The sequence below is a fragment of the Bacillota bacterium genome (assembly GCA_013177945.1).
Taxonomy (GTDB): domain Bacteria; phylum Bacillota; class DSM-12270; order Thermacetogeniales; family Thermacetogeniaceae; genus Ch130.
The window spans coordinates 56,894-81,404 of sequence record JABLXW010000020.1; the positions used below are offsets into that span (position 1 = coordinate 56,894).

The window sequence follows — 24,511 nt, forward strand, 5'->3', positions numbered from 1 at the left end:
TTCCTATTCCCTCCGCTTCGCAGATTCGTAGAGATCCTTTAAAACATAAGGAATCTCGTTCAGCAAATCACCGGCAGCCATTCCAGCCATTCCTCTCTGGGCCGCAAGGCGGTCGGCAGCAAGGCCGTGAATGTAAACCCCGGCGCAGGCGGCCTGAACCGGACCCATTCCCTGCGCGATCAGCGCCGCAATCAAACCGGTTAGAACATCTCCTGTCCCGCCCGTGGCAAGACCCGGATTGCCTGTGGGGTTGATAAAAACCTTTCCTTCGGGTGTCGCAACCACCGTGCGCGCCCCCTTTAAGACCACAATCGCCCCCCACTTCCGGCTCGCCCAAACGGCATTCCCAACCCGGTCCGCCTGAACCGCAGAAACGCTCAAATTGAGGAGCCGGGCCATTTCTCCGGGGTGGGGCGTGAGCACCCACCGCTTCCGCTGCTCCCGGAGCACGGGATCCTCCAGGAACTCCCTCTCCCGCGCCAGCAAATTCAAAGCATCAGCATCAAGCACAACAGGAAGCCTGATCTTTTTCAAGAGTTTCTGCAGAAAAACTCCGGTTTCGGGATCCTGTCCGAGGCCCGGGCCGACTGCCAGCACCGTGGCGCGCCCTAAAAGGTCCTCGAGGGCCGCCAGGGCCGACCGGGCAAACCCCCCTCCTTCTGAGGCTTCCGGAGCAGGACGGGTCATGACCTCGGTAAGCTTTGCTGCCAGAACCGGATAAAGGGAGGCGGGCGCCACCGCCGTCACCAGCCCTGCCCCGCCCCGGAGGGCAGCGCTGCCCGCAAGCGCCAGGGCCCCGGTGTAGCCCCGCGAGCCTCCGATCACCACCACGTGGCCGTAGTCACCCTTGTGGTGGTGAGGAAGGCGGAGAGGAAGGATTCTTGCCACCATCGCCTGGTCGATCAAAAAAAAGGTTCCCTCGTCTTCATTTCGCAGCTCGGGAGGAAAAGAGATGTCGCCGATCACGATCTCCCCCGCGTAGCTGGCTCCCGGCTCCAGGTAGAGCCCGAGCTTGGGAAGGCCGAGGGTGACCGTAAGCCGCGCCCGGATGCACTCCCCTGCAACACGCCCGGTATCGGCCTCCAATCCCGAGGGAAGATCGACGCTGAGTACAGGTTTTCCCGATTCGTTGACCATTCTGATTGCCGTGGCGACAGGCTCCTGGGGGGTGCCCCGAAACCCCGTCCCGAAAAGAGCATCGATAACCAAATCGGACTGCACCAGGGCCTCCTTTAAATCGGCGATCTTTTCCCCGGTAAAGACCTGGCACGGAATCCCCATTTCGGTCACGATCTTCAAGTTGGCGGCAGCGTCGCCTTGATAAGACTCCGGCGGGGCTGTAAGCAGGATATTCACCCGCGCCCCCCGGTTGAACAGGTGGCGCCCTGCCACCAGACCATCTCCCCCGTTGTTTCCAGGGCCCGCGAGCACAAGCGCCGTCCTCCCCCGGGGGCCCTCCCCCCAGAACCGCGAGAGGACAGCTGCAACCACATTGAGACCCGCGTTCTCCATTAAGATTATACCGGGAATTCCGTAGCGCCGCGTTGCTTCCTGGTCAAGCTCCCGCATTTCCGCGGCTTTGACCAACCTCATCAAACATCCCCCTTCGCAGCAAAATTCTCAAAAAAATTCCTGCGGGCCCCCAGGGCCAGGACAACGGCGCAGGCGCAGGCTCTGCTGTGGGAAAGGCTCACCACAAAATCTTCAACCCCCAGCCGGCGGGCGAGTTGGGCCGCATTTTGGGAAAGATGAATCCGGGGGGGACCTTCCCCGAGGAGGACCTCAATTTCGCGCCAGGGCATTCCTCCTCCCGCCCCGCAGGCTTTTCGAACCGCCTCTTTCGCCGCAAAACGCGCCGCAAATGATGCGGCCGGACGGCTCTTTTGCAGGCAGTAAGCAATTTCCCGCGAACTGAAGAGGCGTTCCCGCAAACGGGGCTGCCGCGCGAGCGCCCTTTCCATCCGGTCAATTTCAATAATATCAATCCCGATCCCTCTAACCATAATCCCCCGCCACGAATTTTTAAAAATTGCCAAACAGCCTGAAGTTATTATATCACAAACCTGAGGAGCATTCCGGTTCCTGCCATTTCAGGATTGCAAAAGGACAAAAAATCCCGTCCAAGCCTGACAAGCTCAAACGGGATCTCATAAATCTTCCGGCTTCCCCGGAAATCAGCCCGCAAGGGCTTCCGCCGTTTCCCTCAGCTGGCTCTGCTCCGTTTCCGTCAAGATCTTGTTGAGATCGAGCAGGATCAGCAACCTGTCATCTAATTTCCCTACACCCCGCAAATAGTCTGCCGTAATCCCGGCAATGACCGCCGGCGGCGGTTCGATACTGGTCACGGGAAGCCGGAGCACCTCGGAGACCACATCCACGATGACACCAACCGTGTGGCCGGCGATTTCCACCACCACAATCCGGGCCTCATCGGTGTATGCCGCACCTTCCAGCCCGAACCTCTTCTTCAAGTCGATTACCGGAAGCACCTTGCCGCGCAAATTAATGACACCCTCCACAAAGGCCGGGGCCTTCGGAATCCTGGTGGGAGTGGTAAGACGGTTGATTTCCTGAACCTGGGTAATCGGCACCCCGTATTCCTCGGCTCCCAAACGAAAAACAACCAGTTGAATTTCACCTGTTTCTTTCTCTTCCATACCGGACCCCTGTCCCAGGGCTCACCTCCTCAACCAGCTTTTTTGCTTACATTCTTCGCAACAGGGGGTAATTCCTGCTAACCGCATTAAATTGTGGTAATTTTTCTAAAATCAGAATGGGGTAAAGAGCCCAAATCGCCCGCGCAAACCCCCTGGAAAAGAGCCGGGTTGGGAAGAGATTTTCCCCAGCCAGGCCTACAACGCAAAGGAGGCAGCTTACTCGACGGTGACGCTTTTGGCCAGATTACGGGGCTTGTCGATGTCGCAGCCGCGGGCTGCCGCCATGTAGTAAGCCAGAAGCTGCAGAGGAACCGCGGCCAGAATGGGAGCCACGAAAGAAGGAGCCTCGGGGAGACTGATCACATGGTCGACCTCCCGGGCAACCTCCTCCCTGCGGCCCAGACAGACCCCAATCACCGTCCCCTCCCTCGCCTTGACCTCCTTCACATTGCTCAGGAGTTTCTCCAGGAGATCGTCCTGGGTGGCAAGAGCAATCACAGGCACCCCTTCGACAATCAAAGCCAGGGTTCCATGCTTCAGTTCGCCGGCAGCATAGGCCTCGGCGTGAATGTAGGAGATTTCCTTGAGCTTGAGGGCCCCCTCCAGCGCAACGGCGTAGTCGAGGCCGCGGCCGATGAAGAATACATCTTCGCACCGGCAATATTTCCTGGCCACCTCGTCAAGGTATTCCTTTTGCTCTAAAATCAGATCCACCTGGTCGGGCAGTTTCCTCAGTGCTGCTGTGATTTCCGCAACTTCGGCGCCGGTGCGCGTTCCCCGCGCCTTCGCAAACAAAAGCCCCAGCAGATACATCACCAGAACCTGGGTCGTATACGCCTTGGTGGAGGCCACCGCAATCTCCGGTCCCGCCCAGGTGTAGATCACCTCGTCAGCCTCCCGCGCCACCGTGCTTCCCACGACGTTGGTCACGGCCAGCACCCGGCAGCCCCGCGCCCGCGCCTCCCGCAGGGCGGCCAGTGTATCCGCAGTTTCCCCCGACTGGCTGATTACAACAACCAGGGTCCGGGCATCCAGCAGGGGGTCCCGGTAGCGAAACTCGGAGGCAAGATCGACCTCTACCGGGATCCGGGCGAGCTTCTCGATGACGTACTTTCCCACAAGACCGGCATGGTAAGCAGTGCCGCAGGCGACAACGGCAATTTTTGAGAAGCTCCGGATCTCTTCCGGCGCAAGAGCGATTTCTTTCAGGACAACATCGTCACCCTGCGGGGTGATCCGGCCTCTCAGAGTGTCCCGCAGGGCGCGCGGCTGCTCGCAAATCTCCTTGAGCATAAAGTGAGGAAAACCGCCCCGCTCCGCAGCCGCGGCGTCCCAACCCACGTGAAATACTTCCCTGGTAACGGGCTCTCCCCGGGAGTTCATAATCCGGACTCCATCCAGGGTGAGTTCCGCCATTTCTCCCTCGGAGAGGAGATAGACCTGCCGGGTATAGGGAAGCAAGGCGGGGATGTCCGAAGCCAGGAAATACTCTCCCTGGCCGAGCCCGACCACCAGCGGGCTGTCTTTCCGGGCGGCAACGAGCCGGTCGGGGTGGTATTCGCTCAAAAGGACAACTGCGTAGGAGCCGCGCACCTGCCTCAGGGCCTCTCTGAGAGCCGCACACAGGTCCCCGGCGTAGGCCTCCTCGACAAGGTGCGCCAGGACTTCCGTATCGGTTTCGGAGGTAAAACGGTGCCCGCGCCCCTCCAGCTGTTCCCGCAGTTCTCCGTAGTTTTCGATGATCCCGTTGTGGACAACGGCAAACTTCCCGGTGCAGTCGCAGTGAGGGTGGGCGTTCCGGTCCGAGGGGCGCCCGTGCGTCGCCCACCGGGTGTGGCCGATCCCGATCCGGGTCTGGGGTGCAAGCGCCCCCAGGCATTCCTCTAAAACCGCGATCCGCCCGGCTTTCTTGTGCACCTTGAGGGCGCCCTCGTTCAAAAAAGCAACCCCTGCAGAGTCGTACCCGCGGTACTCCAGCCTCTTCAAACCGTTGAGAAGAACCGAAACCGCGTCTTGATTACCCAGGTAACCGACGATTCCGCACATGATTCAGTTTCTCCTCCCTGCTGCTTCCCACGCGGTTTCCTCCCACCGAATACCTCTTTGTCCCGGAAATTGCTTTCCGGATTTGAAGGTATTCTCACGGTGGTGGGCCACCGAGGGGCACCCGCCGAATCCTTCGATTAACCCCTTCCTCGTCAACCGGCCGAAAAAACCGGTCCAGGCGCTAAGAAATCGGTTTTCGGCGTGGAAAGCAATTAAAATTTAATTTTGATTAATTTAACCTTGCACCGTTACCCCAAACTGGCCTTCACTACCTGCGCGACCCCGCCAACCACCTCCTTCAGTTCCTCTTCGTGGGGCCCCTCCCCCATGACCCGGACCACCGGCTCGGTTCCGGACGGCCTCACCAGAATCCGGCCGCGCCCGGCAAGCCGCGCCTCGGCAAGACGAATGGCCTCGGCGATCACAGGGTTGTCAAAAAGCCCCCGCTTGTTTTGAACCGGAACGTTCACCAGTACTTGAGGGAAACGGGTCATCTGGGCCGCCAGTCGGGATAGAGGCTCATTCGATTCCCTGACAACTTTCAAAAGCTCCAGCGCCGTCAGGAGACCATCTCCGGTTGTCGTGCGGTCGAGAAAAATGATGTGGCCTGACTGCTCGCCTCCCAGCACCGCCCCCGTTTTCTGCATCTCCTCGAGGATGTAGCGGTCCCCCACCTTTGTCTCGATAACCTCAACATTTTCTCTCTGAAAAGCCTCTCGCAGACCCAGGTTGCTCATGACCGTAACCACAACCCTGCCGCCCGGGAGCAGGCCCTTGCGCTTCCGGGCCAGGCCGCAGATTACAAGAATCTGGTCTCCATCTACCAGGTTACCCTTTTCATCTACGGCAACCACCCGGTCGGCATCACCATCAAAGGCAAGCCCCAAATCGGCCCCCAGGCTCACGACAGCCTGCTGGAGAGGATAGGGGTGGGTGGATCCGCACCCTTCGTTGATATTGACCCCGTTCGGCTCATTGTGCAGGACCGTCAGGTCCGCGCCGAGCTCCGCAAAGAGGCGGGGTGCCAGGTTGGAAGCAGACCCGTGGGCGCAGTCGATGACCAGCCTGATCCCGCTTAAATCAACAGCAGCCTGTTCTTTGAGAAAGGCCAGGTACCGGTTAAGCCCCCCGTCCTCCTCATAGACCCTTCCGATCCCGGCGCCGGTAGGCTGGGGAAAGGCGAAGTCATCCGTTAAAACCAGTCGCTCGATTTCTTCCTCCACCGCGTCGGGGAGCTTGAAGCCATCTCCGCCAAAGAATTTAATCCCGTTGTCGGGAACCGGGTTGTGGGAGGCAGAAATCACAACCCCAGCACAGCATTCCGAGACCCTTGTGAGGTAGGCCAGGCCTGGTGTCGTGATCACCCCGGCCCTGAGGCAGTCGCCTCCTACGGAGAGAATCCCTGCAATTAAAGCAGCCTCCAGCATATCTCCCGAAACCCGCGTATCCTTTCCCAGCATGATCCGGGGGCGCTTTCCGTCCCGGCTCAGGACAAAAGCCCCGGCCCTCCCCAGACGAAAGGCCAGTTCAGGCGTCAGCTCCTGGTTGGCAACCCCTCTCACGCCGTCTGTTCCGAAAAGAAGCCCCATCCTGCGCAGACCCTCCTTCCAGATTGCAGAGTTTATTATATCTCATTTTTTTATTTTTATCATTATTTTACTCTTCTGGTAATTGCCCTGTGTCAGAGCGGCCCACCTCCACGGTCACCTTTACCTGATTCTGGGTCACAGAAAAAACCCCCGGAGGAAGAGATAACTCCGTTTCTCGAACCATGCTCGCCCCGGTTCCGGAAATATCTACCGGCCGGGTGCGCACTTCGGTGAGGGCGGCCAGGGCATCCGGAGGGCCTGTGACCTGAATCTGGGGCGGATCCACCAGAACTTCTTTTACAGCAAACCCGGGTTGGGGTTCACCCCGAATATCCGCAGCCACGAAAACGGACTTGACGGGCCCCCGCGTCGTTACGGGAACCAGCACCTCCACAACCTCAGGCCGGGCCTTAAGCTTTTCCCCCGATGCGCCAGGTATCCGGATGCGCACTCTCTGAGTCACATTCTGCCGCGCCTCATTAACCCGCAAAACAGCCTGAACCTCCTGAACCCGCGCCAGGAGGGAGCTCGGCCCCTCCACCAAGACCTGGGAGGGGGTGGCGACGGGAGTCAGCAGAAGATAGCCGGCCGCCGGTTCCCCGAGGACCGCGACCCGAACCGGAACCTTTTTCTCCCCCCAAAAATCCAGGTAAACCCGCACCCTCTCGGGTTCAAGATTGGCGACGAGAGCACCAAAGGGCACTTCGGTTTTAACCGGCAGGAGGGCCTCTCCTGCGCTCTGGCCTGCAAGATCTACGAAAACACGGATCTCTTCTGGACCCAGGCCCTGGATTACACTTTTTGCTCCTCGCACTGTAACTTTTACCTCGGGAAGGGATGAAGCCAGAACCAGTTGTGAGGAGAGACCGCGCGGTTCCAAAGGACGGGAGAAGGTGCGTTCCACGAGGGGGTCGCGCTGCCCCGTGACAAAATACCAGAGCAGAAAGGCAAGCAGCAGAGCCAGCACCTTGTAGCCGATATTGTAACGGAGAAACCAGTTTTTAATCGTTCCCTCTTTCATCTTTTTTCCTCTGCTTCCTTTCAATCCCGCACCTTTTTGCCTCCGGGCCCGGTGAGCTCCTCCAGTTTTCTCTCCAGCTCAGCTCCTTTTAATCCCCGGAGAAGTTTCCCCCCCTGAGCAAGGGAAATCAGCCCTGTTTCCTCGGAAACCACCACCGCAACCGCATCGCTCTGCTCCGTAACCCCCAGCGCAGCCCGGTGCCGTGTTCCCAGCTCTTTGTTTAAAAAGGGGTTCTCGGTGAGGGGCAAATAACAGCCCGCCGCCAGAATCCGGTCCCCGTAAATGATCGCCGCCCCGTCATGAAGGGGGGTGCCCGGCTCAAAAATGTTGACAAGGGCCTCGGCCGAAACCAGGGCGTCAAGTTTGACCCCGCTTTCCACGTATTCCTGCAACCCGGTCTCCCGCACAAAGACTACAAGAGCCCCCACGCGGCGCCGCGCCAGGGCTTCCGCTGCCCGGACAACCTCATGGGCAGCCCGCCTCGCTTCCGCCTCCGCCAGAAAAAAGGAGCGGCCGAAAAAACCACCCCGGCCCAGCTGCTCCAGGGCGCGGCGCAGTTCCGGCTGGAAGACCACAGGGAGCGCCACAAAAAGCATCGTCCAGGTTTTGTCCAGGATCCAGTTAGTTGTATATAAATTAAGGCGCTCACTCAAACTGGATGCAATCACGAGAACTGCAAGCCCTTTCAAAAGCTGAACGGCCCGCGTCCCCTTGATCAGCATCAGGAACTTGTACAAAACGAAAGCCACAATGAGAATATCGATAACCGTTCGCAGATCGAAATAATTCAAATAGGCCAGAACCTTCGCCATCACACCCACCTTCAAAAACCTTTTCTGAAAAAATATACCCCAAAATCACCTGGTATGCCAGCTTATCTTTATTCCCTCCGGAAACGATTACAACTTCTCCGCCTCCCTCCCATTTTCCTTGTCAAAAATCAAGCTCCTGAGGTTCCAGGTCATGGAAAAGCCTCCCGGCATCTGAAGCAACACCCAAGAAGGAGTTTTGCAAACGGTCTAGAAAAAATACTAAAGTTGGCCCCGAGGAGGGAAAGAAGATGAGAATTCATCACAATCTGAAAGCCCTTTGCAACAAGATTAAACTCAAAAAATGGCAGCTTCCCCTCACCCTGGTTTTTTTGATTTCCGGAATCCTGCTGGTATCAGTGCTGCGCAGTCTGGCGGCAAGCAACCAAACCCCCTGGCGCCAGAAAAACGAAAACCTCGTGGCCATGATCCAAACACAGGAAAGGATCATCAAAAGGCTGGAGGCAGAAATTGAAGAAAAGAGAGCCTCCCTCGCCCGCTCCCAGGAGGCCCTCGCCGCAGGCGAAGCAGAACTGCAAAACCTGCAGAACAAACTGCGGGAGCTAAAAGTCCAGGCGGGCCTTGTCGAGGTGGAAGGGCCGGGCATTGTAGTATTTTTGGATGACAACCGGAAGGGAGCCGAAGCAGCCCAGGCGAAAAACCCGGGCCAGTTTCAGGCAGAAGACTTTCTGATCCATGATAAACACATCCTCTACATCATTAACGAACTTCGCGTTGGAGGGGCAGAGGCCATTTCCGTCAACGACCAGCGCATTGTAACTTCTTCGGACATCAGATGTGTGGGGCCAATGATCCTGGTGAATACAACCCGCCTTGCTCCACCCTACGTCGTTAAAGCAATCGGGAATCCGGACAGCCTTGCCAGGGTTTTGGAGGCGCCGGAGAGCGAGTATAATATTCTCAAAATGGCGGGTTTCCCCGTTAATCTCGAAAAGCACCCGAATATTGTAATCCCCCCTTACAAAGGGAGCTACCAGTTCACCTTTACGCAACCAAAGGAGGAATAGCTGATGTGGCTGCCTCTCCTGGGCCTGCTCATTGGAATCGGAATCGGCTCTGCGCTTGCCTTCCCGATCCCCGGTGCGTATGTAAAATATTTATCAGTGGCAGTACTGGCCGCTCTGGACTCGGCGTTCGGGGGATTGAGGGCAATCCTCGAAGAAAAATTTGACAGCGCGGTCCTCCTCACCGGCTTTTTTACCAATGCTCTGCTTGCCGCGCTTCTAGCCTATTTAGGAGACCGCCTTGGCGTCGATCTTTACCTCGCAGCAGTTTTCGTTTTTGGGGTCCGGCTTTTCCAGAACCTCGCCATTATCAGGAGAGAGGTTCTGGCAGCCTGGCTGCGGAAGAGGCACCTTACGTCGCCGGGAGGAGGAAAAAATGGGTAGTCTCAAGCGGTGGCAGCTTCCCGTTTTCGTTGTATTTCTCTTCCTGGGCTTCCTCCTTTCCGTCCAGTTCCAGACCCAGCAGAACTTCCTCAGCGATCTGTCGCTCCAGAAGACTGACGTCCTTGTGCTCATGCTGAAAAAACTCCACGATAAAAGGGGCGAACTGGAAAAAGAATTGAGGGAGCTGGACCGGCAGCAGCAAACCTTCCAGGCGGATGTCAGCAGCAGAGAGGCCCTGACAGAAGGCCTGAAAAAGGAATCGGCGCGCCTGCGAAATGCCCTTGGACTCGACCCTGTCAAAGGGCCGGGGATTACCATCACCATTACCACCGATTCCCCAATCGTCTATCTTGATCTGGTTGACATCGTCAACGAACTCTGGGCATCTCAGGCAGAAGCAATTGCCATCAACAACCAGCGCATTACCCCCTGGACAAGCATTTTCTGGAATAAAGAGGATTTAACCCTCACCATCAACGGAAAAGAAGTCCTCTTTCCCTGCACCATTAAAGCCATCGGGGACCAGGAAAAGCTGGAATCGGGACTGCGGCTGCTCGGAGGAGTTCTGGACGACCTTGCCATCTACAAGGTCTACCCCGTGATCAGGCGGGTTGAGGAAATAGAACTTCCCGCCGCACCCCCGCCCACCCTGCATTATCTCCGGCCTAGATCCCAAACATAAGACCCGGAGCAGGGTTTAAACCTGTCCGGGCCTCTCGATCTCGAGTCAGACTTGCCTCAATTTTTAACTTTTAACCTTATTAAGGCTGCGGAGCAGGGCGTAGTTCATGCTGTCGGTCAGGGCCTGCCAGCTTGCCTCGATGATGTTCTCCGAAACCCCGACGGTGCTCCACGAACCGGCGGCATCGGCAGACTCGATCAGAACCCTCACCTTTGCCCCCGTCCCGTCTTTTCCGTCCAGAACGCGGACCTTGTAATCAACCAGGTGCATCTCCTTGAGAACCGGGTAGAAGCCTTCAAGAGCCTTCCTGAGGGCATTGTCCACGGCGTTCACGGGGCCGTTCCCTTCGGCCGCAGTGTGGATGATCTGGTCCCCGACGCGCAGCTTGATCGTGGCCTCGGAACTGATCAGATCACCGTCGTTGGGCCGCTTTTCAACCAGGAGCTTCAAGCTTTCGAGGGTAAAAAATTCTTCGTACTGCCCGAAGGCCCGCCGCAGCAAAAGCTCCAGGGAAGCGTCGGCTCCCTCAAACTGGTAACCCTGGTACTCCAGTTCTTTGATTTTCTGGATGATTTCCCTCGCCCGGGGACTGTCCTGAGTGAGATCGAGGTTCAGCTCCTGCGCCTTGTAAAACAGGTTGCTGGCTCCCGACAGCTCCGAAACCAAAACGCGGCGCTTGTTTCCAACCAGTTCGGGGTTGAGGTGCTCGTAGGTCGCAGGGTCCTTTAAAATTGCGCTGACGTGGACTCCCCCCTTGTGAGCAAAGGCGCTGGCTCCGACAAAGGGCTGGTTGTTGTGGGGGGTCATATTCGCGATCTCGCTCACATAATGAGACGCTTCCGTAAGCCGGCGCAGGGCTTCGGGGCTCAGACAGGAAAATCCTAGTTTGAGCTGGAGATTGGGAATGATCGAGCAGAGGTTGGCATTGCCGCAGCGCTCCCCAAAACCGTTGATCGTCCCCTGAACCTGACGCGCCCCGCATCTTACTGCAACAATGCTGTTGGCGACGGCCAGATCTCCGTCGTTGTGGGCGTGGATGCCCAGCGGCAACTTGACGGCCCGGCAGACCCGTTCAAAAATTTGCTCAACCTCGTGGGGCAAACTGCCGCCGTTGGTGTCGCACAGGACGATCCAGTCCGCACCGGCCTCGGCCGCCGCTTTCAAGGTCGCCAGGGCGTAGTCCGGATTCGCTTTGAAGCCGTCAAAGAAGTGCTCGGCATCGTAAATTACCTCGCGCCCCTGCGCCTTCAGGTAGCCCACGCTCTCCCGGATCATGTTCAGGTTCTCTGCCAGGGAGGTCTGGAGGGCTGTTGTCACATGGAAATCCCAGCTTTTTCCGAAAATTGTAACACAGGGGGTTTCCGCCTGAAGCAGCGCCCTGATATTGGCGTCCTGCGCCACGGGAACCCCTGCCCTTCGGGTCGCGCCAAACGCCGCGATCCTCGCGTGCTTCAAAGGAAGCCTCCGGACCCGGTAAAAATACTCCAGGTCCTTGGGATTGGACCCCGGCCATCCCCCCTCGATGTAAGGAACCTCCAGTTCGTCCAGTTTTCTCGTGATCTTCAGCTTATCTTCGACCGTCAGGCTGATTCCTTCACCCTGTGCCCCATCCCGCAGCGTCGTGTCGTAAACAAATACCTTTACATCCCCGCACTTCTCTTTTAAATCCCCACCACTTCTCATCCTTTCTTGTCAGTCTTCGGTTCCGAACAAGGCGTTGCCGCTCTTCGCAGCATCAAGGCTGCCCGCTTCTCTTAAAAAAGCAGCGACCAGGGAGCCCATTTCGGCGGTTGCAACCTCCCGCGCGCCCGGCTTCATCAGATCGGGGGTCCGGTACCCCTCTTCCAGCACCCTGCGGACGGCCTCCTCAATGGCGCGCGCCCCCTCCTCAAAACCGAAGGAATAGCGGAGCATCAAAGCAGCAGAAAGAATCGTGGCAAGAGGGTTTGCCTTCTGCTGGCCGGCAATGTCGGGGGCCGAACCGTGCGCCGGCTCATACAAGGCAACCTTCCCCCCGAGGCTGGCCGAAGGGAGCATTCCGATGGAGCCGGTCAAAACACTGGCTTCATCTGTGAGAATATCCCCAAACATGTTCTCCGTAACGATCACATCAAACTGGCGGGGGTTGCGCACAAGCTGCATGGCGCAGTTATCCACGTACATGTGTTCAAGCTCCACATCAGGGTAATCTTTCCCAAGTTCTGTGATCACCTCGCGCCAGAGCCGCGAACTTTCCAGAACGTTTGCCTTATCCACAGAAGTGACTTTGCCCCGCCGCTTGCGTGCCATCTCGAAGGCGAGGCGCCCAATGCGGACGATCTCTCCTGTTGAATAGACGAGGGTGTCCAGTGCCCGTTCTTCTTCGCCTATCTTTTCCCTCTGCTTCGCGCCGAAGTAAAGCCCTCCGGTCAACTCCCGGACCACAACAAGATCGAGCCCTGCAACGATTTCTTCTTTTAAAGGCGAAGCCTCGATCAGGGAAGGAAAGAGAACAGCCGGCCTGATATTTGCGTAGAGGCCCAGGTGTTTGCGCAGGGGGAGGAGCGCACCGGCCTCGGGGCGCAGGGCAGGGGGCAGGTGATCCCACTTCGGCCCCCCGATTGCTCCCAGCAAAATGGCGTCGCTTTCTTCACAGAGCCTGAGGGTTTCTTCGGGGAGGGGGACGCCGTAAACGTCGTAGGCGGCGCCCCCCACCAGGGCCTCCTGGAACGTAAAGGAGATCTGGAAGCGTTTTCCCACCGCTTCCAGGGCCTTGACCGCTTCGGGGACGATCTCGGGTCCGATTCCGTCTCCGGGCAAAAGCAAAATCTTAGGCACGTTTCGTCATCCTTTCCCGCACGTAATTGATCAATCCACCTGCCCGCATGATTTCCTGCATGAAGGGAGGGAAGGGAGCCGCCTGATAAACCCCGCCCCGCGAAAGATTCTTAATCATGCCGGAGGCCAGATCCACCGCAACCAGATCCCCTTCTTCCAGGGCTGCTGCAGCCTCAGAAGACTCCAGGATGGGAAGTCCGATGTTGATGGCGTTGCGGTAGAAAATCCGGGCAAAGGAGGCGGCGATGACGCAGCCTACCCCTGCCCCTTTCAGCGCGATGGGGGCATGCTCCCGGGAGGAGCCGCACCCAAAATTCTTTCCCGCAACCACAATGTCTCCCGGAGAGACGCGCCGGGCAAAGTCGGGGTCGGCGTCCTCCATGCAGTGGGCCGCCAGTTCTGCCGGGTCGGTCGTATTTAAATAACGCGCCGGTATGATCAGATCCGTATCGATGTTGGCGCCGAATTTCCAAACACGCCCCTTAATCTGCATTGTTCGCCACAACCTCCCTCGGGTGTGAAATACAGCCGGTTACCGCCGAGGCTGCGGCAACGGCAGGCCCTGCAAGGTAAACCTCGCTCTCCGGGTGTCCCATCCGGCCCACAAAATTCCTGTTCGTAGTGGCAAGGGCCCTCTCGCCCCGCGCCAGGATCCCCATGTGCCCGCCGAGACAGGGGCCGCAGGTGGGAGTGCTCACAACCGCCCCGGCCTGAACAAAAATTTCCAGCAGCCCCTCTCGGAGGGCGCTTAAATATATCTCCTGGGTCCCCGGAATCACGATCAGGCGCAGGCGCGGGTGAACCTTCCTTCCCTTGAGAATCCGCGCCGCGATTCGCAAATCCTCGAGCCGCCCGTTCGTGCAGGAGCCGATCACCACCTGGTCGATTTCGATCCCTGCAGCCTCCGCAACCGGCCGGGCATTTTCGGGAAGGTGGGGAAAGGCAACCTGAAGGTCGATCTCCTCCACCTGGTACTCCCGCACCTCAACGTAGGCGGCATCGGGATCGCTGGCAAATATCTGGAAGGAACGCTGGGCCCTCTCCCGCACGTAGGCAAGGGTTTTTTGATCCGGAGCAATGATGCCGTTTTTTGCTCCGGCCTCGACGGCCATGTTGCACATGGTCAGGCGCCCTTCGACGGAAAGAGCTTCAATCGCCTCCCCGGTAAATTCCATCGCCCGGTAAAGGGCGCCGTCAACCCCGATGTCCCCGATCGTGTAGAGAATCAGGTCCTTTCCGGTAACCCAGGGGAGCATTTTTCCATGGTAGATGAACTTCATGCTCTCCGGCACCTTAAACCAGCATTCACCCAGGGCCATTCCCGCGGCGAGATCAGTGCTCCCGACCCCTGTTGCAAAAGCCCCCAGCGCCCCGTAGGTGCAGGTATGGGAATCGGCTCCGATGATCAGGTCGCCGGGGAGCGCGAGCCCCTGCTCGGGAAGAAGGCAGTGCTCAATCCCCATGCGCCCTACCTCAAAGTAATGAACGATTCCAAATTTCCGTGCGAACTCCCGCACTTCCCGGCACTGCTCGGCAGATTTGATATCCTTATTCGGTGTAAAATGGTCCGGGACCAGGGCGATCCGGGCGGGATCGAAAACGCGGTCAAGCCCCAGTTTCAGAAACTCCTTGATGGCAACAGGCGCCGTGATGTCGTTTGCAAGGACAAGATCCAGGCGGCAGTTGACCAGTTCCCCCGGAGCAACCCGCTCCTTTCCGGCGTGAGCCGCCAGGATCTTTTCGGTAATGGTCATTCCCATGTCATGTCCTCCTATTCCCCATCCTGATTTGTTGCGGCGGAAAAGAAAGCTGCATCTTCCCCCACTTCGCAAATCACCTTGTTTACGGCGTTCAAATAAGCTTTTACACTTGCTTCGATGATGTCGGTGCTCAAACCCCGCCCAATGAAGGTCTTCCCTCCGTACTCCACCCGGACCACAACCTCGCCCAGAGCATCTTTGCCTCCTGTAATTGCGCTCAGGGAGTAATCGGCCAGAGAGAGGTTGTTGATTCCGGTTATTTTATCAACAGCCTTAAAGGCCGCGTCCACCGGCCCGTCCCCGCAGGCCGCCTCCTCCCTGACGATCCCGTTCCGCTTCAAGCCCACCGTCGCCGTGGGAACAACCGTCGTGCCGCTCGAGACATGGAGGTAGGCAAGCTGGTACAGCTCCGGAGCAACCTTAATCTCATTTTTCACAATTGCTTCCAGATCCCGGTCGGTAATATCCTTTTTGCGGTCCGCCAGGTTTTTAAAACGCTGGAAGGCTTTTTCCAGTTCCTCGTCAGAAAGGATATATCCCAGTTCTGCCAGGCGCTCCCTGAGGGCGTGGCGCCCCGAGAGCTTCCCCAAAACGATGTTGGCCTTGGGAAACCCGACCAATTCGGGATTCATAATTTCATAAGTTGCGCGCGCCTGCAAAACACCATCCTGGTGGATTCCCGAGGCGTGGAGGAAAGCATTTTTCCCCACAACTGCCTTGTTGGGCTGGACGGGCATCCCGGTCAGGGTGCTGACCAGTCTGCTCGTCCGGTAAATTTCGTCGTACCTGATGTTCGTCTCCTTCTGGTAGTAGGCGCGCCTGGTATAAAGCGCCATCACGATCTCTTCCAGGGCAGCATTCCCGGCCCGCTCCCCCAGGCCGTTGACCGCGCATTCCACCTGCTGGGCTCCGTTCCGGATCGCAGCCAGGGAATTTGCAACCGCCAGCCCCAGGTCGTTGTGGCAGTGGACGCTTAAAATCACCCGGTCGGTGCCGGGCACGCGCGCCCGGATCTGGGCAATAAAATCCCCAAATTCGTAGGGAGTGGCGTACCCTACGGTATCAGGGATGTTGACAACCGTTGCCCCGGCTTCGATTACGGCCTGGATTACCTCGCACAAAAAACTGAGATCGCTGCGAAAAGCATCCTCGGCGGAAAACTCCACATCCTCGGTGTAGCCCTTGGCATGCTTCACCGCAGCCACCGCAAGGTTCAGGACTTCTTCCCTGCTCTTCTGCAGCTTGTACTGGAGATGGATGTCGGAGGTGGCGATGAAGGTGTGGATCCGGGGCCTCTCCGCCTCTTTCAGAGCCTCCCAGGCCCGGTCGATGTCGGTCCGGTTGGCGCGGGCAAGGCCTGCGATGACGGGGCCCTGCACCTCCCTGGCAACCGCCTGGACCGCCGCAAAGTCACCCGGTGAAGCAATGGGAAACCCTGCTTCAATCACGTCTACGTTTAGCTTTGCAAGCTGGCGGGCGATCTCCAGTTTTTCGTGCAGGTTCAGGCTCACCCCGGGAGACTGTTCGCCGTCCCGGAGCGTTGTATCAAAGATGTAAATCCGCTCTGACAAAGCCGTTTAACCTCCCAAGAACATCCCTTTTTCGGGGCAAAATCATCTAACACTATCTGGAAGTTCGATTAATTCCCCGATTCCCTTCCCGGCCAGGACCATCGGGTAGACCAGTTCATCGGGATCGATGATGCAGTCTACGATCGTCAGCCTCCCGTTTGCCAGGACTTCGTCCAGGGTCGGATAGATGTCTTCGCTTCGCTCGAGGCGTATCCCCACCGCATCGTAGGCCCGCGCCAGCTGCACGAAATCCGGGCAAAAAGTAAAGTTAACCTGGCTGTAGCGCCTGGCGCAGTAAAAATACTGGAGCTGTTTAACCATTCCCAGGGCGTGGTTGTTGAAGATAAAGATTTTCAGGGGGAGTTTTTCCTGCATGGCGGTGCCCAGCTCAAACATATTCATCTGAAAACTTCCGTCTCCGGTCAGGGAGAGAACCAGCTTTTCAGGGTTGCCAAGCTGGGCGCCCAGGGCCGCTGGGAGTCCGTAGCCCATCGTTCCCAGTCCGCCCGAGGAAAGGAAGGTGTAGGGCTTCCGGACTTTGAAAAACTGCGCAGCCCACATCTGGTGCTGCCCCACATCCGTCGCGACGATGCAGTCCCCCTTCGTGATCTCGCCCAGGGCCCGGATGATCTGCTGGGGTTTCAGGCTTCCGTCCTCGCAAAAACGCAGCGGGTGCTCCTCCTTCCACCTGGCGATCTGCTTCAGCCAGGCCGGATTGTCCTTTTCCTGAACGAGGGGAAGCAAAGCGCGCAGGAAGCACCTGACATCACCGATTACGGGAAGGGCCGCCGGGATGTTTTTGCCGATTTCTGCAGGATCGATGTCAACGTGGATTATTTTCGCATGGGGAGCAAATTTCTTGACATTTCCCGTTACCCGGTCTGCAAAACGGGCGCCCAGGGCCAGCAAAACGTCGGCCGCGCTGACCGCGTAGTTGGCGTACGCGGTCCCGTGCATCCCCAGCATTCCCAGCGCAAGCTCGTGGTCCTCGGGAAAGGCCCCGATTCCCATTAAAGTGGTTGTAACGGGAACACGCATTTTTTCCGCCAGTGCAAGCAGTTCTTCAGGGGCGCGGGCACTCAGAACCCCACCCCCGGCCAGAATAACCGGGCGCTCCGCCCTGTTCAGCATTTCTGCAGCCTGATCTACAAGGTCGGGATCCGGCTCGTACCGGGGGTGGTAGCTGCGGAGTTCCGTCCTCTCCCTCTCGCGCCATTCGATCTGGGCCTCCGCAACGTTGCGGGGGAGGTCGATGACAACAGGCCCCGGCCTCCCTGTGCGTGCGATGTAGAAGGCTTCCCGGATGACGCGGGGCAGTTCCTGAGGGTGCTTGACAAGGTAATTATGCTTTGTGATGGGAAGGGTAATCCCCTTTGTATCGACCTCCTGAAAGGCATCGGTCCCCACCATTCCGGTGCCCACCTGGCCGGTGATCACCACCACCGGAATCGAATCCATGTAGGCAGTCGCGATTCCGGTAACAAGGTTTGTGGCGCCGGGGCCCGAGGTTGCCATGCAGACTGCAGGCTTCCCCGTCGTCCTCGTGTAGCCGCTCGCCGCATGGACAGCAGCCTGCTCCTGACGGACGAGAACATGCCTGAAGTCGGTATGGTAGAGGGCGTCGTAGACCGGAAGGAGGGCGCCGCCGGGGTACCCGAAAATGAGCTCCACATTTTCCTCGCGAAAAACCCGCATCAGGGCTTCCGCGCCCGAAATCATCGTTTTCACTTTACGGCCTCCTTTCTTGCTGCCAGATTCGGGCGAGGCCTCATCGCTTCCCTACTTCTTCAGCCAAGGCATCATTTCCCGGAGTTTCTTGCCCACGACTTCAATCAGGTGGTTTGCTTCCTTCTTTGCCAGCGCATTGAAGACGGGCCGCCCTGTCATGTTCTCCAGAATCCATTCCCGCGCAAAACTCCCGTTCTGGATTTCCTCGAGGATGCGCTTCATTTCGGCGCGCGTTTCCTGCGTAATGATCCGCTTCCCCCGCGTCAGATCGCCGTACTCGGCGGTATCGCTGATGGAATAGCGCATCCAGCTGATCCCGCCCTCGTACATCAAGTCCACGATCAGCTTCAGTTCGTTCAGGCACTCGAAATAGGCAATTTCCGGCTGGTACCCGGCCTCCACCAGCGTATCGAAACCGGCCCGGACGAGTTCGGTAACCCCGCCGCAGAGCACGGCCTGCTCACCAAAGAGATCGGTTTCCGTTTCCTCTTTAAAGGTGGTCTCGATAACCCCGGCCCGGGTCGAACCGATTCCCCTGGCATACGCCAGCGCGAGCTGCATTGCCTGCCCCGTATAATCCTGAGCTACCGCCACAAGGGCAGGAACCCCGGCCCCCTGCTCGTACATCCGCCGCAGGAGGTGTCCCGGGCTTTTTGGCGCCACCATAAACACATCAACCTCGGGGGGCGGAACGATCTGGCCGTAGTGGATGTTGAAACCGTGTGAAAAGGCAATTGCGTTGCCCGGCTTCAAGTGAGGGGCAATGTCGGTCCGGAAAACGGCCGGCTGCTTATCATCGGGAATCAAAATCTGAACAACGTCGGCCTGGGCGGCAGCCTCAGCCGCGGTCATTACCCGAAAGCCGGCCTCGGCTGCTTTTTTCCAGTTCCCGCTCCCCGGAGCCTCGGCCACAATCACGTTTACCCCGCTGTCCCTCAGGTTGAGGGCCTGGGCATGGCCCTGGCTCCCGTAGCCGATCACGGCAACGGTTTTCCCCTCGAGAAACTTCAGATCTGCGTCCTGATCGTAATAAATTTTCATGGTATACATCCTCCTCTCAGTCTTCTTCGTACTTCGGGCCCCGGACCATGGCAATTTTGCCCGTGCGTACCAGCTCCAGAATCCCAAAAGGTTTCAGGGATTTTTCGATTGCCCGGATCTTCCCTTCATCACCGGTGCACTCGATGATGAGAGTTCGCTGGCCGATGTCCACGATACGCGCCCTGAAAATGTCCACAATCTGCATAATCTCCCCGCGCACTGGGGGTTCGGCGTTGACCTTGATTAAAACCAGTTCCCGGTCCACATACTCGACGTTTGTAATATCCTGTACTTCAATGACATCGATGAGTTTATCAAGCTGCTTTGTAACCTGCTCGATCACCCTGTCATCGCCGTCTACCACAATTGTCATGCGGGAAATGCTCGGTTCGTGGGTTTGACCTACGGCCAGGCTCTCGATGTTATAACCGCGCCGGCTGAACAACCCGGCCACCCGGGTTAAAACACCCGGCTGATTCTCCACCAGAACCGCCAGTGTATGTCTCATCTCTTACCCCCCCAGCATTTTTGTTAGTGACTCCCCTGGCGGGACCATCGGAAAAACATTTTCCTCCCGGGCAATCACGAAATCGATCACAACCGGCTTCGGCGAGGCAATCGCCTGCTCCAGGGCAGGCCTTACCTCCTCGGCGCGGGTGACGCGGATTCCCTCGGCCCCGTACGCCTCCGCCAGCTTCACAAAATCGGGCGTATCGGCAAGATCCGTCTGGGAATACCTCCTGCCGTGGAACAGTTCCTGCCACTGCCGCACCATCCCCAAATAACGGTTGTTCAGAATCGCGATGTTGATGGGCAGCCGGAACTGAACCGCAGTCGCCAGTTCCTGCGACGTCATCTGGATGCTTCCGTCTCCCGCAATATCGAAAACAACGGCATCCGGCCGCCCTACCTGGGCGCCGATGGCAGCAGGCAAACCGAAGCCCATGGTCCCGAGCCCGCCTGAAGAGATGAAAGTACGGGGATGAATTGCTTTGTAATACTGGGCGGCCCACATCTGGTTCTGCCCCACCTCGGTGGTAATGACCGCCTCTCCCTTCGTGACTTCCCAGATCTGCTCAATGACATACTGGGGCTTAAGTATGCCCTCCTCATTTGCATAAGTGAGGGGATGCTCCGCCTTCCACTGCGCGATCTGCTCCAGCCACTCCCTGGTCTGCGGAACTTCAACGCGGGGGATTAAATCCCTTAAAACCTCCTTGACATCGCCGACCAGGGGGTAGTGCACCCGGACGTTTTTTCCGATTTCGGCCGGATCGATGTCAATGTGGATCACCTGGGCGTGGGGCGCAAAGGTATCCAGCCTGCCCGTCACCCGGTCGTCGAAGCGCGCCCCCACCGCGATGATGAGATCGCTGTAGGAAACGGCGTAATTCGCATATTTCGTGCCGTGCATCCCCAGCATCCCAAGGGAAAGGGGATGGGTTTCGGGGAACGCCCCCTTCCCAAGCAGAGTGGTGGTTACGGGAATCTGGGCCTTCTCTGCAAGCTCCAGGAGCTCCCTGGCGGCCCCTGAAGAAACCACGCCTCCGCCCGCGTAGATCACCGGCCTGCGGGATTCCCCAATTGCTTTGGCGGCCTGGTAAATCTGAGTGGCGCTGTATTTTTCGGGCAGGCGGTAACCGCGGAAGGAAATCTGCGGCGGGTATTCAAACTCCGCCTGGGCCAGCGTCACATCTTTCGGGAGGTCGATGAGAACCGGGCCCGGCCTTCCTGTTGTGGCAATGTGAAAGGCAGACCGGATAGCAGGAGCCAGCTGGCGCACATCTTTTACCAGGTAGCTGTGCTTGACGATGGGCAAAGTAATTCCGGTGATATCCGCCTCCTGAAAAGAGTCGCGTCCGATCGCGGAAACGGCAACCTGACCCGTCAGGGCAATAATCGGAATCGAATCCATATAGGCGTTCGCGATCCCCGTCACCAGATTGGTTGCCCCGGGGCCGGAAGTGGCGATGCAGACACCGGGCTTTCCCGTCGCCCGGGCATAGCCGTCCGCGGCATGGGCAGCACCCTGTTCGTGGCGGACCAGAATATGCCTGATGGAGGAGTCATAAAGCTTATCGTAGAGAGGAAGCACGGCACCGCCCGGGTACCCGAAAACCACTTCCACACCCTCGGCCTCAAGGGCTTTCACAATGATTTCGGCGCCGGTAAGCTTCAAGCCGGCCACCCCCCATGCCCTCCTGGGCACAGGACGGCGCCCTTGCTGGCCGAGGCAACCAGCGCCGCATAGCGGGAAAGATAGCCCGACTTCACCCTGGGTTCAGGCTCCCTCCAGTTTTTTCTGCGCCGCGCAAGCTCTTCTTCGGAGACCAGAAGCTCCAGCTTCCGGCCCGGGATATCAATCTTGATGAGATCCCCTTCTTCCACCAGGGCGATTGGCCCTCCCACGGCTGCCTCCGGAGAGATGTGACCGATGGAAGCGCCCCGGGTTGCCCCGGAAAAGCGCCCGTCGGTAATGAGAGCGACCTCCCGGTCCAGCCCCATTCCCGCAACGGCAGCGGTCGGTGTCAGCATCTCGCGCATCCCGGGCCCTCCCCTTGGTCCTTCGTACCTGATGACGATCACGTCCCCGCGCCGGATCCGACCCCCTAAGATTGCAGCAACGGCTTCCTCTTCGCCGTTGAACACCCGCGCCGGCCCCGTGTGCACAAGCATTTCCGGAGCAACGGCAGACTGCTTGACAACGGCCCCTTCAGGTGCCAGGTTCCCCTTCAAGATGGCCAAACCCCCGGTGGGGCTGTAGGGATCGGCAGCGCTTCTGATCACGTCCGGCCGCTTAATCTCCGCTCCCTCAAGATTCTCTGCCACAGTCCGCCCTGTAACCGTCAGGGCATCCCCAGAAATCAAACCATGCCCGAGAAGCTCCTTCATTACTGCAGGGATCCCTCCGGCCTCATCGAGGTCCTGGATGTGCTGGTTCCCGGCCGGGCTCAGCTTGCACAGATTCGGCACCTTCTGGCTGATCTCATCCACAAGATCCAGTTCAAGCTCCCACCCCGCTTCCCTCGCCAGGGCCGGGAGGTGGAGGACGGTATTTGTGGAACCCCCCAGCGCCATATCAACGGCCAGGGCATTCCAAAGGGCGGCCTGAGTGAGAATGTCCCGGGGCCGGATCCCGTTTCTCAGCAGTTCCATCACCTGCCAGCCGGCCTGTTTCGCAAGCCTGAGCCGCGCTGCAGCGACGGCGGGAATTGTTCCGTTGCCCGGCAAAGCCATGCCCAGGGCCTCCGCCAGGCAGTTCATCGTGTTCGCCGTGAACATTCCGGCGCAGGAACCGCAGCCGGGACAGGCCTGGGCCTCCAGTTCGGAGAGTTCTTCTGCCGTGATCTTTCCGGCACTGAAAGCTCCCACCCCTTCAAAAACGGTGCTGAGACTCACTTCCCGGCCCTGGAACCTCCCGGCCAGCATGGGGCCTCCGCTGATCACAATTGCAGGAAGATTCAACCGGACCGCCGCCATCAGCATCCCCGGGACCACCTTATCGCAATTGGGAATGAGTACCAGGGCGTCCAGGGCGTGGGCAACCGCCATCACCTCGATGGAATCCGCAATCAGTTCCCGGCTCGCGAGGGAACAGCACATTCCTTCATGGTTCATGGCAAGGCCGTCGCAAACTGCAATTGCCGGAAACTCAAAAGGTGTTCCCCCGTTTGCCCGGATGCCTGCCTTCACGGCCGCAGCAATCTGATCCAGGTGAAGATGTCCGGGCACCAGTTCGTTTTGCGAGTTTACAACTCCCACAAAGGGACGCCCCATCTCCCACTCCGTAAGGCCAAGTGCTTTCAACAAGGACCGGTGGGGGGCCTTTTCTACACCATGCTTAACCCTGCTGCTGATCATAGCTTACCCCTCCCCCAATTTTTCTCTGGTCCTGGTACCCTCCCCGTTCAACGAACACAGGGGTAGATTTCCGGACCATCCCACTCCGTTAACTTGCGAAACTCCCTGATCAAGGCCCTTGTAATCTCGCCCGGTTTCCCCTGCCCGATGACGCGGCCGTCTACCTTCACGACCGGAATCAACTCAGCTGCCGTTCCGGTTAAGAAACATTCATCTGCAACAAAAAGATCATGGCGGGTAAAAACTTTTTCGGCGGTCTTATACCCCATTTTCGCTGCCAGTTCGAGGACTGCGTTACGGGTAACTCCTTCTAAAATTCCCAAAAAGGATGGTGGTGTGATTACTTCCCCCTTCTTGATGATGAAAATGTTGTCCCCCGTGCACTCGGTAACGTATCCTTCGTTGTTCAACATAATTGCCTCGGGCACCCCTGCAAGGTTTGCTTCGATCTTGGCAAGCACGTTGTTCAGGTAATTCAAGGACTTGATCCTGGGGTTGACACCTTCGACAATGTTCCGGCGGGTGGGAACTGTTACCACCTCCAGGCCGTTTTCGTACATTTCCTCCGGGTAGAGCTGAATCTGGGCCGCGATGATAAAAACGGTAGGCTTCGGGCACTTGCGGGGATCGAGCCCCAAATCCCCCCTTCCCCGGGTGACCACAAGCCTGATGTAGGCATCCCTGAGGTTGTTGCGGCGCAGGGTCTCCAGAACAGCTTCAAACATTTCTTCCTTCGGCATCCCGATTTCCAGGAGAATGGACTTGGCGGATTCATAGAGGCGGTCAATATGCTCCTGGAGGCGAAAAACCCTCCCGCTGTAGGCGCGGATCCCTTCGAAAACCCCGTCACCGTAAAGCAGTCCGTGGTCGAAAACGGAAATTTTTGCCTCTTCCTCGTCGACAAAGGCTCCATTTAAATAGATGACAAGCCCCAACTGAGTTCCTCTCCTTCCCCCTCTTAACTTTCCAGGCAGCAAAACGACAACCGGGCCTCTTCCACCCCCTGCAGATTAAAAAATCCTGTATACATGAAAATAATTACAAAAAACCCCTCCCGCCAAGACAGATCTCTGTCAGGGACGAGAGGGACCCCGCGGTACCACCCTGCTTGCTGTCCTCCCGGACAACCTCTCAGTGTGTCCACAAAATCTTAACGGACCTCAAGTCTGGACAAGTCCGGCACCACCTACTGGGCAAAAAAGCCGTTCGGATGGCAGCTCTCCGGGACGATACCACCACTGCGACAGGGACTGGTTCGCAGCTCCCCCAGCTCTCTGAACCCAAGCGCGCCAGTGGGGCGTGCTCCCGTCATGGCTTTTCTTCTATTGCACTTTTCTTCTATAAAATAAACAGGATGAAGATGAACTCAAAGCAAAATATTTTCTAACCAGTATAGAAAAATACCGGGTTCATGTCAATAGCTTTTAGGTTTTTTTGTAAATAAAAAAATTCCTTCAAAAAGGAAGAGAATACAGTTCGGGATGCAACTGGCGCCTGGTCCTGTTCCGCCCCTCCCGTTT

At 57.9% G+C, this 24,511-nt stretch carries 21 protein-coding genes; 3 read left to right on the forward strand and 18 right to left on the reverse strand.

The genetic code is table 11. The features are described from left to right. Positions 1-3: 3 nt before the first annotated feature. The 7 genes from HPY58_12045 to HPY58_12075 all read right to left on the reverse strand — a co-directional run bounded on the left by HPY58_12045 (position 4) and on the right by HPY58_12075 (position 8,125). The gene (locus tag HPY58_12045) at positions 4-1,593 is read right to left on the reverse strand and encodes an NAD(P)H-hydrate dehydratase (protein ID NPV30351.1); all 1,590 of its coding nucleotides are present in this window, start codon (positions 1,591-1,593) and stop codon (positions 4-6) included. Next, positions 1,593-2,003, reverse strand: coding sequence for a holo-ACP synthase (locus HPY58_12050; protein ID NPV30352.1), 411 nt, complete (start codon positions 2,001-2,003; stop codon positions 1,593-1,595). Before HPY58_12050 ends, HPY58_12045 begins: the two co-directional genes overlap by 1 nt. 171 nt (positions 2,004-2,174) lie before the next feature. Then, positions 2,175-2,657, reverse strand: a complete 483-nt coding sequence (locus HPY58_12055) for a purine-binding chemotaxis protein CheW (protein NPV30353.1) — start codon at positions 2,655-2,657, stop codon at positions 2,175-2,177. 216 nt (positions 2,658-2,873) lie between these two features. After that, positions 2,874-4,703: a glutamine--fructose-6-phosphate transaminase (isomerizing) gene (gene glmS / locus HPY58_12060; GenBank protein NPV30354.1), complete on the reverse strand. Its 1,830-nt coding sequence runs from the start codon at positions 4,701-4,703 to the stop codon at positions 2,874-2,876. Between the two features lie 248 nt (positions 4,704-4,951). Beyond that, positions 4,952-6,292, reverse strand: coding sequence for a phosphoglucosamine mutase (locus tag HPY58_12065; GenBank protein NPV30355.1), 1,341 nt, complete (start codon positions 6,290-6,292; stop codon positions 4,952-4,954). Between the two features lie 67 nt (positions 6,293-6,359). Then, positions 6,360-7,313 (reverse strand): hypothetical protein, encoded by a 954-nt coding sequence (locus HPY58_12070; GenBank protein ID NPV30356.1) that lies wholly within the window; start codon positions 7,311-7,313, stop codon positions 6,360-6,362. A gap of 20 nt (positions 7,314-7,333) precedes the next feature. After that, positions 7,334-8,125: a TIGR00159 family protein gene (locus HPY58_12075; GenBank protein NPV30357.1), complete on the reverse strand. Its 792-nt coding sequence runs from the start codon at positions 8,123-8,125 to the stop codon at positions 7,334-7,336. A 248-nt stretch (positions 8,126-8,373) separates the two neighbouring features. On the opposite strand from HPY58_12075, the gene HPY58_12080 reads away from it, so the two are divergent. The 3 genes from HPY58_12080 to HPY58_12090 are packed head-to-tail and all read left to right on the forward strand — an operon-like array spanning position 8,374 to position 10,213. Further along, a complete protein-coding gene (locus HPY58_12080; protein NPV30358.1) occupies positions 8,374-9,150 on the forward strand; it encodes a DUF881 domain-containing protein in 777 nt (258 codons plus the stop codon). 3 nt (positions 9,151-9,153) lie between these two features. Then, positions 9,154-9,531, forward strand: coding sequence for a small basic family protein (locus tag HPY58_12085; protein NPV30359.1), 378 nt, complete (start codon positions 9,154-9,156; stop codon positions 9,529-9,531). Further along, positions 9,524-10,213, forward strand: a complete 690-nt coding sequence (locus HPY58_12090; GenBank protein ID NPV30360.1) for a DUF881 domain-containing protein — start codon at positions 9,524-9,526, stop codon at positions 10,211-10,213. Before HPY58_12085 ends, HPY58_12090 begins: the two co-directional genes overlap by 8 nt. 63 nt (positions 10,214-10,276) lie before the next feature. Here HPY58_12090 and HPY58_12095 read toward each other — a convergent pair whose 3' ends face one another. The 11 genes from HPY58_12095 to ilvE are packed head-to-tail and all read right to left on the reverse strand — an operon-like array spanning position 10,277 to position 23,926. After that, positions 10,277-11,896 (reverse strand): citramalate synthase, encoded by a 1,620-nt coding sequence (locus HPY58_12095; GenBank protein NPV30361.1) that lies wholly within the window; start codon positions 11,894-11,896, stop codon positions 10,277-10,279. Positions 11,897-11,905: 9 nt separating this feature from the next. Beyond that, complete coding sequence (leuB, locus tag HPY58_12100) at positions 11,906-13,030, reverse strand: 3-isopropylmalate dehydrogenase (protein NPV30362.1); 1,125 nt, start codon at positions 13,028-13,030, stop codon at positions 11,906-11,908. Next, entirely contained in the window at positions 13,023-13,523 is a 501-nt protein-coding gene (gene leuD / locus HPY58_12105; GenBank protein NPV30363.1) for a 3-isopropylmalate dehydratase small subunit, read from the reverse strand. Before leuD ends, leuB begins: the two co-directional genes overlap by 8 nt. Next, positions 13,513-14,790, reverse strand: a complete 1,278-nt coding sequence (gene leuC / locus HPY58_12110; GenBank protein ID NPV30364.1) for a 3-isopropylmalate dehydratase large subunit — start codon at positions 14,788-14,790, stop codon at positions 13,513-13,515. The genes leuD and leuC overlap by 11 nt, the downstream gene beginning before the upstream one ends. Positions 14,791-14,801: 11 nt before the next feature. Then, the gene (locus HPY58_12115) at positions 14,802-16,361 is read right to left on the reverse strand and encodes a 2-isopropylmalate synthase (GenBank protein ID NPV30365.1); all 1,560 of its coding nucleotides are present in this window, start codon (positions 16,359-16,361) and stop codon (positions 14,802-14,804) included. A 42-nt stretch (positions 16,362-16,403) separates the two neighbouring features. Continuing rightward, on the reverse strand, positions 16,404-18,080 hold the full coding sequence (gene ilvB / locus HPY58_12120) for a biosynthetic-type acetolactate synthase large subunit (GenBank protein NPV30366.1): 1,677 nt from the start codon (positions 18,078-18,080) through the stop codon (positions 16,404-16,406). 60 nt (positions 18,081-18,140) lie between these two features. Beyond that, the gene (ilvC, locus tag HPY58_12125) at positions 18,141-19,139 is read right to left on the reverse strand and encodes a ketol-acid reductoisomerase (protein NPV30367.1); all 999 of its coding nucleotides are present in this window, start codon (positions 19,137-19,139) and stop codon (positions 18,141-18,143) included. A 7-nt stretch (positions 19,140-19,146) separates the two neighbouring features. After that, positions 19,147-19,638, reverse strand: a complete 492-nt coding sequence (gene ilvN / locus HPY58_12130; protein ID NPV30368.1) for an acetolactate synthase small subunit — start codon at positions 19,636-19,638, stop codon at positions 19,147-19,149. A 3-nt stretch (positions 19,639-19,641) separates the two neighbouring features. After that, positions 19,642-21,309, reverse strand: a complete 1,668-nt coding sequence (gene ilvB, locus HPY58_12135) for a biosynthetic-type acetolactate synthase large subunit (GenBank protein ID NPV30369.1) — start codon at positions 21,307-21,309, stop codon at positions 19,642-19,644. Continuing rightward, a complete protein-coding gene (ilvD, locus tag HPY58_12140; protein ID NPV30370.1) occupies positions 21,306-22,991 on the reverse strand; it encodes a dihydroxy-acid dehydratase in 1,686 nt (561 codons plus the stop codon). The genes ilvB (HPY58_12135) and ilvD overlap by 4 nt, the downstream gene beginning before the upstream one ends. Positions 22,992-23,038: 47 nt before the next feature. Next, positions 23,039-23,926 (reverse strand): branched-chain-amino-acid transaminase, encoded by an 888-nt coding sequence (gene ilvE, locus HPY58_12145; GenBank protein ID NPV30371.1) that lies wholly within the window; start codon positions 23,924-23,926, stop codon positions 23,039-23,041. Between the last annotated feature and the right edge of the window lie 585 nt (positions 23,927-24,511).

What these genes read in the sequence shown, in the direction of transcription:
- ilvN (NPV30368.1), bottom strand. Translation starts at nt 19,638, where the DNA reads ATGAGACATACACTGGCGGTTCTGGTGGAGAATCAGCCGGGTGTTTTA.
- glmS (NPV30354.1), bottom strand. Translation starts at nt 4,703, where the DNA reads ATGTGCGGAATCGTCGGTTACCTGGGTAATCAAGACGCGGTTTCGGTT.
- ilvD (NPV30370.1), bottom strand. Translation starts at nt 22,991, where the DNA reads ATGATCAGCAGCAGGGTTAAGCATGGTGTAGAAAAGGCCCCCCACCGG.
- ilvC (NPV30367.1), bottom strand. Translation starts at nt 19,139, where the DNA reads ATGTATACCATGAAAATTTATTACGATCAGGACGCAGATCTGAAGTTT.
- leuC (NPV30364.1), bottom strand. Translation starts at nt 14,790, where the DNA reads ATGGGAATGACCATTACCGAAAAGATCCTGGCGGCTCACGCCGGAAAG.
- HPY58_12050 (NPV30352.1), bottom strand. Translation starts at nt 2,003, where the DNA reads ATGGTTAGAGGGATCGGGATTGATATTATTGAAATTGACCGGATGGAA.
- HPY58_12085 (NPV30359.1), top strand. Translation starts at nt 9,154, where the DNA reads ATGTGGCTGCCTCTCCTGGGCCTGCTCATTGGAATCGGAATCGGCTCT.
- HPY58_12095 (NPV30361.1), bottom strand. Translation starts at nt 11,896, where the DNA reads ATGAGAAGTGGTGGGGATTTAAAAGAGAAGTGCGGGGATGTAAAGGTA.
- HPY58_12090 (NPV30360.1), top strand. Translation starts at nt 9,524, where the DNA reads ATGGGTAGTCTCAAGCGGTGGCAGCTTCCCGTTTTCGTTGTATTTCTC.
- HPY58_12080 (NPV30358.1), top strand. Translation starts at nt 8,374, where the DNA reads ATGAGAATTCATCACAATCTGAAAGCCCTTTGCAACAAGATTAAACTC.
- HPY58_12065 (NPV30355.1), bottom strand. Translation starts at nt 6,292, where the DNA reads ATGGGGCTTCTTTTCGGAACAGACGGCGTGAGAGGGGTTGCCAACCAG.
- HPY58_12045 (NPV30351.1), bottom strand. Translation starts at nt 1,593, where the DNA reads ATGAGGTTGGTCAAAGCCGCGGAAATGCGGGAGCTTGACCAGGAAGCA.
- HPY58_12075 (NPV30357.1), bottom strand. Translation starts at nt 8,125, where the DNA reads ATGGCGAAGGTTCTGGCCTATTTGAATTATTTCGATCTGCGAACGGTT.
- ilvB (NPV30366.1), bottom strand. Translation starts at nt 18,080, where the DNA reads ATGATTTCGGGCGCGGAAGCCCTGATGCGGGTTTTTCGCGAGGAAAAT.
- HPY58_12055 (NPV30353.1), bottom strand. Translation starts at nt 2,657, where the DNA reads ATGGAAGAGAAAGAAACAGGTGAAATTCAACTGGTTGTTTTTCGTTTG.
- HPY58_12070 (NPV30356.1), bottom strand. Translation starts at nt 7,313, where the DNA reads ATGAAAGAGGGAACGATTAAAAACTGGTTTCTCCGTTACAATATCGGC.
- leuD (NPV30363.1), bottom strand. Translation starts at nt 13,523, where the DNA reads ATGCAGATTAAGGGGCGTGTTTGGAAATTCGGCGCCAACATCGATACG.